The organism is uncultured Paraglaciecola sp. (assembly GCF_937123705.1).
In the GTDB taxonomy this organism is placed as follows: Bacteria; Pseudomonadota; Gammaproteobacteria; order Enterobacterales; family Alteromonadaceae; genus Paraglaciecola.
In genome coordinates, this window is the sequence record NZ_CAKZKO010000214.1 from 1 (window position 1) to 5495 (window position 5495).

A 5495-nucleotide genomic window follows, 5' to 3' on the forward strand; every position below is an offset into this window, starting at 1 on the left:
AATCAGCGGCATGAAGAAAGCGCTGACTGGAGGACAATAATAATGTCATTGAATAATATTTTTGCCATTTCCGGTTCAGCAATGAGTGCACAGACAGTGCGCTTGAATACCGTTGCCAGCAACATTGCCAATGCCGATAGTGTAGCCAGTTCTGCTGATCAAACCTATCGTGCGCGTAAGCCTGTATTTGAACAAATGATGACCGACGCACTTCGTGAAAGTGGTTGGAACGCCTCTGAAGATTTGGTCTCTGGTGCGTCTGGGATGGGGGTGCGTGTAGCAGGTATTGTTGAATCTGATGCACCGCTTGAGCCTCGTTATGAGCCAAACAGTCCGATGGCTAACGAAGAAGGCTATGTGTTCTATCCTAATGTAAATCCTGTTGAGGAAATGGCCGATATGATGTCTGCATCGCGTTCATTTCAGACCAATGTTGAAATTATGAACTCTGCTAAAAGTATGATGCAGAGAATGTTGACCTTAGGTCAATCCTAAGGGGGTAGATGATGTCTGATATTAATACAAATTCAGCGCTTTCCAGCTTGATATCTCAATATGGCACAGATGAAGCGAAAGCAAAGTCAGGTATATCGACGACCACCAGTACAGAGAGCTCTGATAGCATCGGTAACCAGGATGTATTTCTTCAGCTGTATATCGAGCAGTTAAAGAATCAGGATCCGACTGAGCCCCAAGATACTGGGGACATGGTCTCACAAATGGCGGAATTTAGTTCACTAGAGCGTCTTACTGAGATGGCAACGCAAATGTCAGCAATGTCAGATTCTCTTATGTCGAGTCAGGCATTGACCGCGTCTACATTAGTGGGCAAATCAGTATATGTTGATAGCGACACAGCGACAGTATCAGACGGAAGCTCTGTGTCTCTAAAGACTTCGTTCCCTGATGATGCGCAATCTAATACTTTAAAGATACTTAATTCAGACAACGAAGTTGTCAGAACTGTGACCTTAACGGATGAAACTTACAACTGGGATGGTACTGATGGTGACGGGAATGCCGTTGAAGATGGTGAGTATACATTTAATGTGACATCGCGTAACGCGGATGGAGAGGTGACAGAATTAAGTACTCAGCTCCCCGCTCGTATTAATAGTGTCACGATAAATGGAGCTGATGGCACAACGCTCAATGTTCAAGGTTATGGTAGTTTAGCACTTAGTGACGAGATTGAAATCGTCAGTTAGCGGAGGAATTTATTATGGGTTTTAATACAGCACTTTCAGGTATCAAAGCGTCCGCTGACTACCTCAGCACAACCGGTAATAATATTGCCAACTCTGATACAACAGGCTTTAAGAAGTCTCGAGTCGAATTTGGTGATCTTTATAGCACTAGTGTTATAGGTGCAGGCAGTAACAATACTATTGGTAGTGGTGTTAGTGTAAACAATATCGCGCAAGAGTTTTCGGCAGGTAACATTTCTTACACAGATAACAACCTTGATTTGGCTGTGGATGGTACAGGCTTCTTTGTTGTCGATGTGGGGGGGACTCAGGCCTATACTCGAGCTGGGGATTTTAAACTAGATGCAGATGGCTTCTTGGTCACAAATGATGGGGCGACTGTTCAGGGCTATAATGCTGTAAATGGCGTTATTGGTGGTAGTTTAGAAGACTTGGTTGTACCAACGGAGCGAATTGCACCTGAAGCAAGTACAGAAGTTACAATTGAAACAAACTTGGATTCTCGAGCTGATGATGTGCCTCCTTACATCGCGTCATCATTTGATCCTAGTGACCCAGACACTTACACATTTACTCAAACAACAAACGATACAAGTACCCCACCTCAGGCCGTAACTTTATATTATGCTAAGTCTGAAGCTCCAAATACTTATCAGGTGTACGCTACAGTAAATGGTGAGCTTGAAGATGGCACGGGAACGCCTTATTTAGGTACGACCTATGTGACATTTGATGATGCAGATGGGTCATTTACTTCTACTGCGGCGGGTGGTGGTACAGCTAGCTCATTTGCTCCTATTTATGTAGGTGCGACTGAACCAACTAGCTCAGCAGATTTAAGTGCTCCAGCGGCCATCACAGCAATAACTGTTAACTCGGGTGTGCCTGTTTCATTTGATTTTGATGGTACGGCACCTGATATATCAACACCTGATAGCTTTGCTCGCCAAAGCTTTGATCCTACAGATCCTGAATCCTACACGTATGGTAATACTAATACTGTTTATGATGCGCTGGGGGAGACTCATACCATAGGCTATTACTTCATCAAGCAAGGGGAAGATAATATTTGGGAGATGAAAGTGACGGTAGATGGCGAGTCAACTTATACAGACCCTGCTACAGGTAATGAAGTTCCATTTTTAACCGAAGACACAATCGTTCAGTTTGATAACCAGGGTAATATTACTGGTACCTATATTGGGTATCCTCCCTATGCAGTATCAAGTCCAACTCAATTAAGTATTACTGGTTGGGATCCAACAGATGTATTTTCCGAGTTAGATATTGATTTAGGAGACTCTACTCAATATGCGTTATCTAGCTCAGATACGTTCAGTCAAGACGGCTATGCAGCAGGTGAGCTTCAAGGGGTGAGCTTTGATGAAGATGGTTTCTTGACAGCGAGTTATACCAATCAGCAAACGGCTGTGCTTGGGCAGATAGCTTTGGCGAACTTTGATAACGTAGATGGTTTGACGCCTGCAGGTGATACAGCATGGGTGGCAAGCTCTGAGTCTGGAGCGGCAAATGTCGGCAAACCTAATACTGGCACATTTGGTAGCATTCAAGGTGGAGCGCTAGAAGAGTCCAATGTTGACCTTACAGAAGAGCTGGTAGCGCTCATCGAAGCTCAACGTAACTATCAAGCTAACTCTAAGACCTTAGAGACTGAAAACACTGTCACACAGACGATTATCAACCTACGTTAATCATTATTAGCGACTAAAAAGCCCAGCATATGCTGGGCTTTTTTATGCCTGAAAAACGCAATTTTCAGACTTGGCACACTATTTGTTACACACTATTTATTATTAGTTTTAAATCCGTTTTTAATCGTGGGTATGAAATATGGATAGAGCGCTGTATTTAGCAATGAGTGGTGGTACGCAAGTCATGAATGCCCAAACTATTCATGCAAATAACCTTGCCAATGTTTCGACTACAGGCTTTAGGTCGGACTTTGAGCAGGCGCGATCTATGCAGGTAAATGGTGACTTTTACCCCTCACGTGTCTATGCCATGACAGAGAACCCTGGCACTAACTTTGATATGGGGCCTTTGCAAAATACTGGGCGTTCAATGGATGTTGCTATTCAAAACAATGGTTTTATTGCCGTGCTGGATGGTAGTGGGCAAGAAACCTATACCCGTGCTGGTGATCTTCAGTTGACACTTTCTGGTCAGTTGGTGACTGGCACCGGCTTGCCTGTTATGGGGGCTGCGGGTCCCATTTTCCTCCCACCCTTAGATGATCTTGATATCAGTGAAGATGGGACCATTTCCATTATCCCCCAAGGTGGTGACGGTACTCAAATAACCGCTTTGAACAGAATTAAACTTGTGTCCGCCGAGCCTGAAGCTTTAGTAAAAGGTGATGACGGCTTGATTCGAACAAAAAGTGGCGAGCAGTTACAACAGGACAATTCAGTTCAAGTGATTTCAGGGTACCTAGAAGGCAGTAATGTTAATGCGGTAGAAGAAATGACCAGCATTATGGAATTGTCTCGACGATTTGAAATGAACATTAAAGTTATGAACACGGTGCGTGAAAATGAAAACGCATCGGCACGAATTCTTGAGCGTAGTTAACACAACTACGTGATTCAGAGATAAGGAGTACGACATGCATTCAGCTCTATGGGTTGCTAAAACAGGTTTGTCTGCAATGGACAAACAATTGGCTGTTATTTCGAATAACTTGGCTAACGTATCGACAACGGCATTCAAAAAAGACCGAGCAGTATTTGAAAACCTGCTATACAAAACGCTGCGTGCGCCAGGTGGCTTGTCGTCGCAGAATACTGAATTGCCATCCGGATTGCAGCTGGGAGCCGGTGTGCGTGTCACGGGAACTCAAAAGAACTTTGAAGAAGGTGATTACAATATTACCGATCGTCAACTGGATGTGGCTATTCAAGGTGGTGGTTTTTTTCAAGTACAACAACCTGACGGTGGCATTGCTTACACTCGCGACGGCCAATTTCAGCTAAACAGCGAAGGTACGATTGTGGATTCAACTGGCTTGGTATTAGATCCTGGTATTACGGTAGACCAAGATGTCGTTGAAATCACCATTGGCGAAGACGGTGTTGTCTCAGTCCTTAGATCTGGAGCGACAGAAACTGAGCAGATTGGGGCGATCAATATTGCTACTTTCATTAATGCTTCCGGTCTAAATTACTTAGGTAGCAACCTTTATCAGGAAACAACTGCAAGCGGAGCGCCTGTGGTTGGTGTGCCTGGCACTGATGGTCGAGGCTATTTAAGTCAAGGTGTGCTGGAGTCTTCTAATGTGAACTCTATTGAAGAGCTAGTGAATATGATTACGACACAGCGTGCCTATGAGATGAACTCTAAGGTAATCTCTGCTGCCGATGGTATGCTGAGCTTTGTCAATCAGCAATTGTAAAGGGGTTTTGTTATGCGTTACTTGCTTGCATTATTCCCTTTGTTTTTGGCCGGGTGTGCTGCTATTGAGCCTGCGCCTGTATCGGATGATCCGTATTATGCTCCGGTGATTCAACCTTCTGTACAGTACACACAGAACAGTGATGGCGGCATTTATCAGGTTGGTATGGGGGATGTGTTTTTTGGTGATAAAAAAGCGCGTCAGATAGGCGATATCCTGACAGTAACATTGTCTGAAAGTACTAGTTCAACAAAGTCCAATGGGGCTTCTATTTCTAAGTCGTCCTCAGCTACTATACAGAACCCTACTATTTTAGGAATTCCGGTGGGGTTAGATACTAGTTTGCCTGGGATGAACAGTGACTTTTCTGGTAGTGCTGATGCAAACCAGAGTAACAGTCTAAGTGGTAGTATTACCGTGACTGTTTATGAGGTGTACCCTAATGGGTTGCTTGCTGTACGCGGGGAAAAATGGATTACATTAAATCGTGGGCAAGAGTATATTCGTCTGTCTGGTTTAGTTCGAGAAGCAGATATAAGCTCCGATAATACTGTCGAGTCGACAAGGCTTGCAGATGCGAGGATTGCATACTCCGGTACGGGGGAATTAGCTTCTGGCAGTGAACAAGGCTGGCTGACTCGAGCGTTGAATACGAGTTGGTGGCCGTTCTAATTACGTGGATTTTAGTTTATGAAAACCCTGTTCTTAACGCTCTTTTTGTTTCTATGGGGAGGGCTTGCTTCGGCGGAGCGCCTTAAAGATATTGCAAGCGTAGAAGGTGTGCGTGATAACCAACTGTTTGGCTACGGTCTAGTCATAGGTTTGAATGGAACAGGGGATGATACGGATTTCACCAATCAAAGTTTCATTAGCAT

At 44.3% G+C, this 5495-nt stretch carries 7 protein-coding genes; all 7 read left to right on the forward strand.

What is annotated here, in order from left to right:
• Positions 1-42: 42 nt before the first annotated feature.
• Complete coding sequence (flgC, locus tag Q0688_RS26525; RefSeq protein WP_228190824.1) at positions 43-495, forward strand: flagellar basal body rod protein FlgC; 453 nt, start codon at positions 43-45, stop codon at positions 493-495.
• Positions 496-506: 11 nt separating this feature from the next.
• Positions 507-1208 carry a flagellar hook capping FlgD N-terminal domain-containing protein gene (locus tag Q0688_RS26530; RefSeq protein ID WP_228190825.1) on the forward strand — a complete coding sequence of 234 codons (702 nt, stop codon included), beginning with the start codon at positions 507-509 and terminating at the stop codon, positions 1206-1208.
• A gap of 14 nt (positions 1209-1222) precedes the next feature.
• The gene (locus Q0688_RS26535; protein WP_228190826.1) at positions 1223-2920 is read left to right on the forward strand and encodes a flagellar hook protein FlgE; all 1698 of its coding nucleotides are present in this window, start codon (positions 1223-1225) and stop codon (positions 2918-2920) included.
• A 139-nt stretch (positions 2921-3059) separates the two neighbouring features.
• Positions 3060-3800, forward strand: a complete 741-nt coding sequence (gene flgF / locus Q0688_RS26540; RefSeq protein WP_228190827.1) for a flagellar basal-body rod protein FlgF — start codon at positions 3060-3062, stop codon at positions 3798-3800.
• A gap of 34 nt (positions 3801-3834) precedes the next feature.
• Complete coding sequence (gene flgG / locus Q0688_RS26545) at positions 3835-4620, forward strand: flagellar basal-body rod protein FlgG (protein ID WP_228190828.1); 786 nt, start codon at positions 3835-3837, stop codon at positions 4618-4620.
• Between the two features lie 12 nt (positions 4621-4632).
• The gene (gene flgH, locus Q0688_RS26550) at positions 4633-5292 is read left to right on the forward strand and encodes a flagellar basal body L-ring protein FlgH (RefSeq protein ID WP_299084784.1); all 660 of its coding nucleotides are present in this window, start codon (positions 4633-4635) and stop codon (positions 5290-5292) included.
• An 18-nt stretch (positions 5293-5310) separates the two neighbouring features.
• Positions 5311-5495: flagellar basal body P-ring protein FlgI (locus Q0688_RS26555; RefSeq protein WP_299084787.1), on the forward strand; the 185-nt coding region annotated here is incomplete at its 3' end.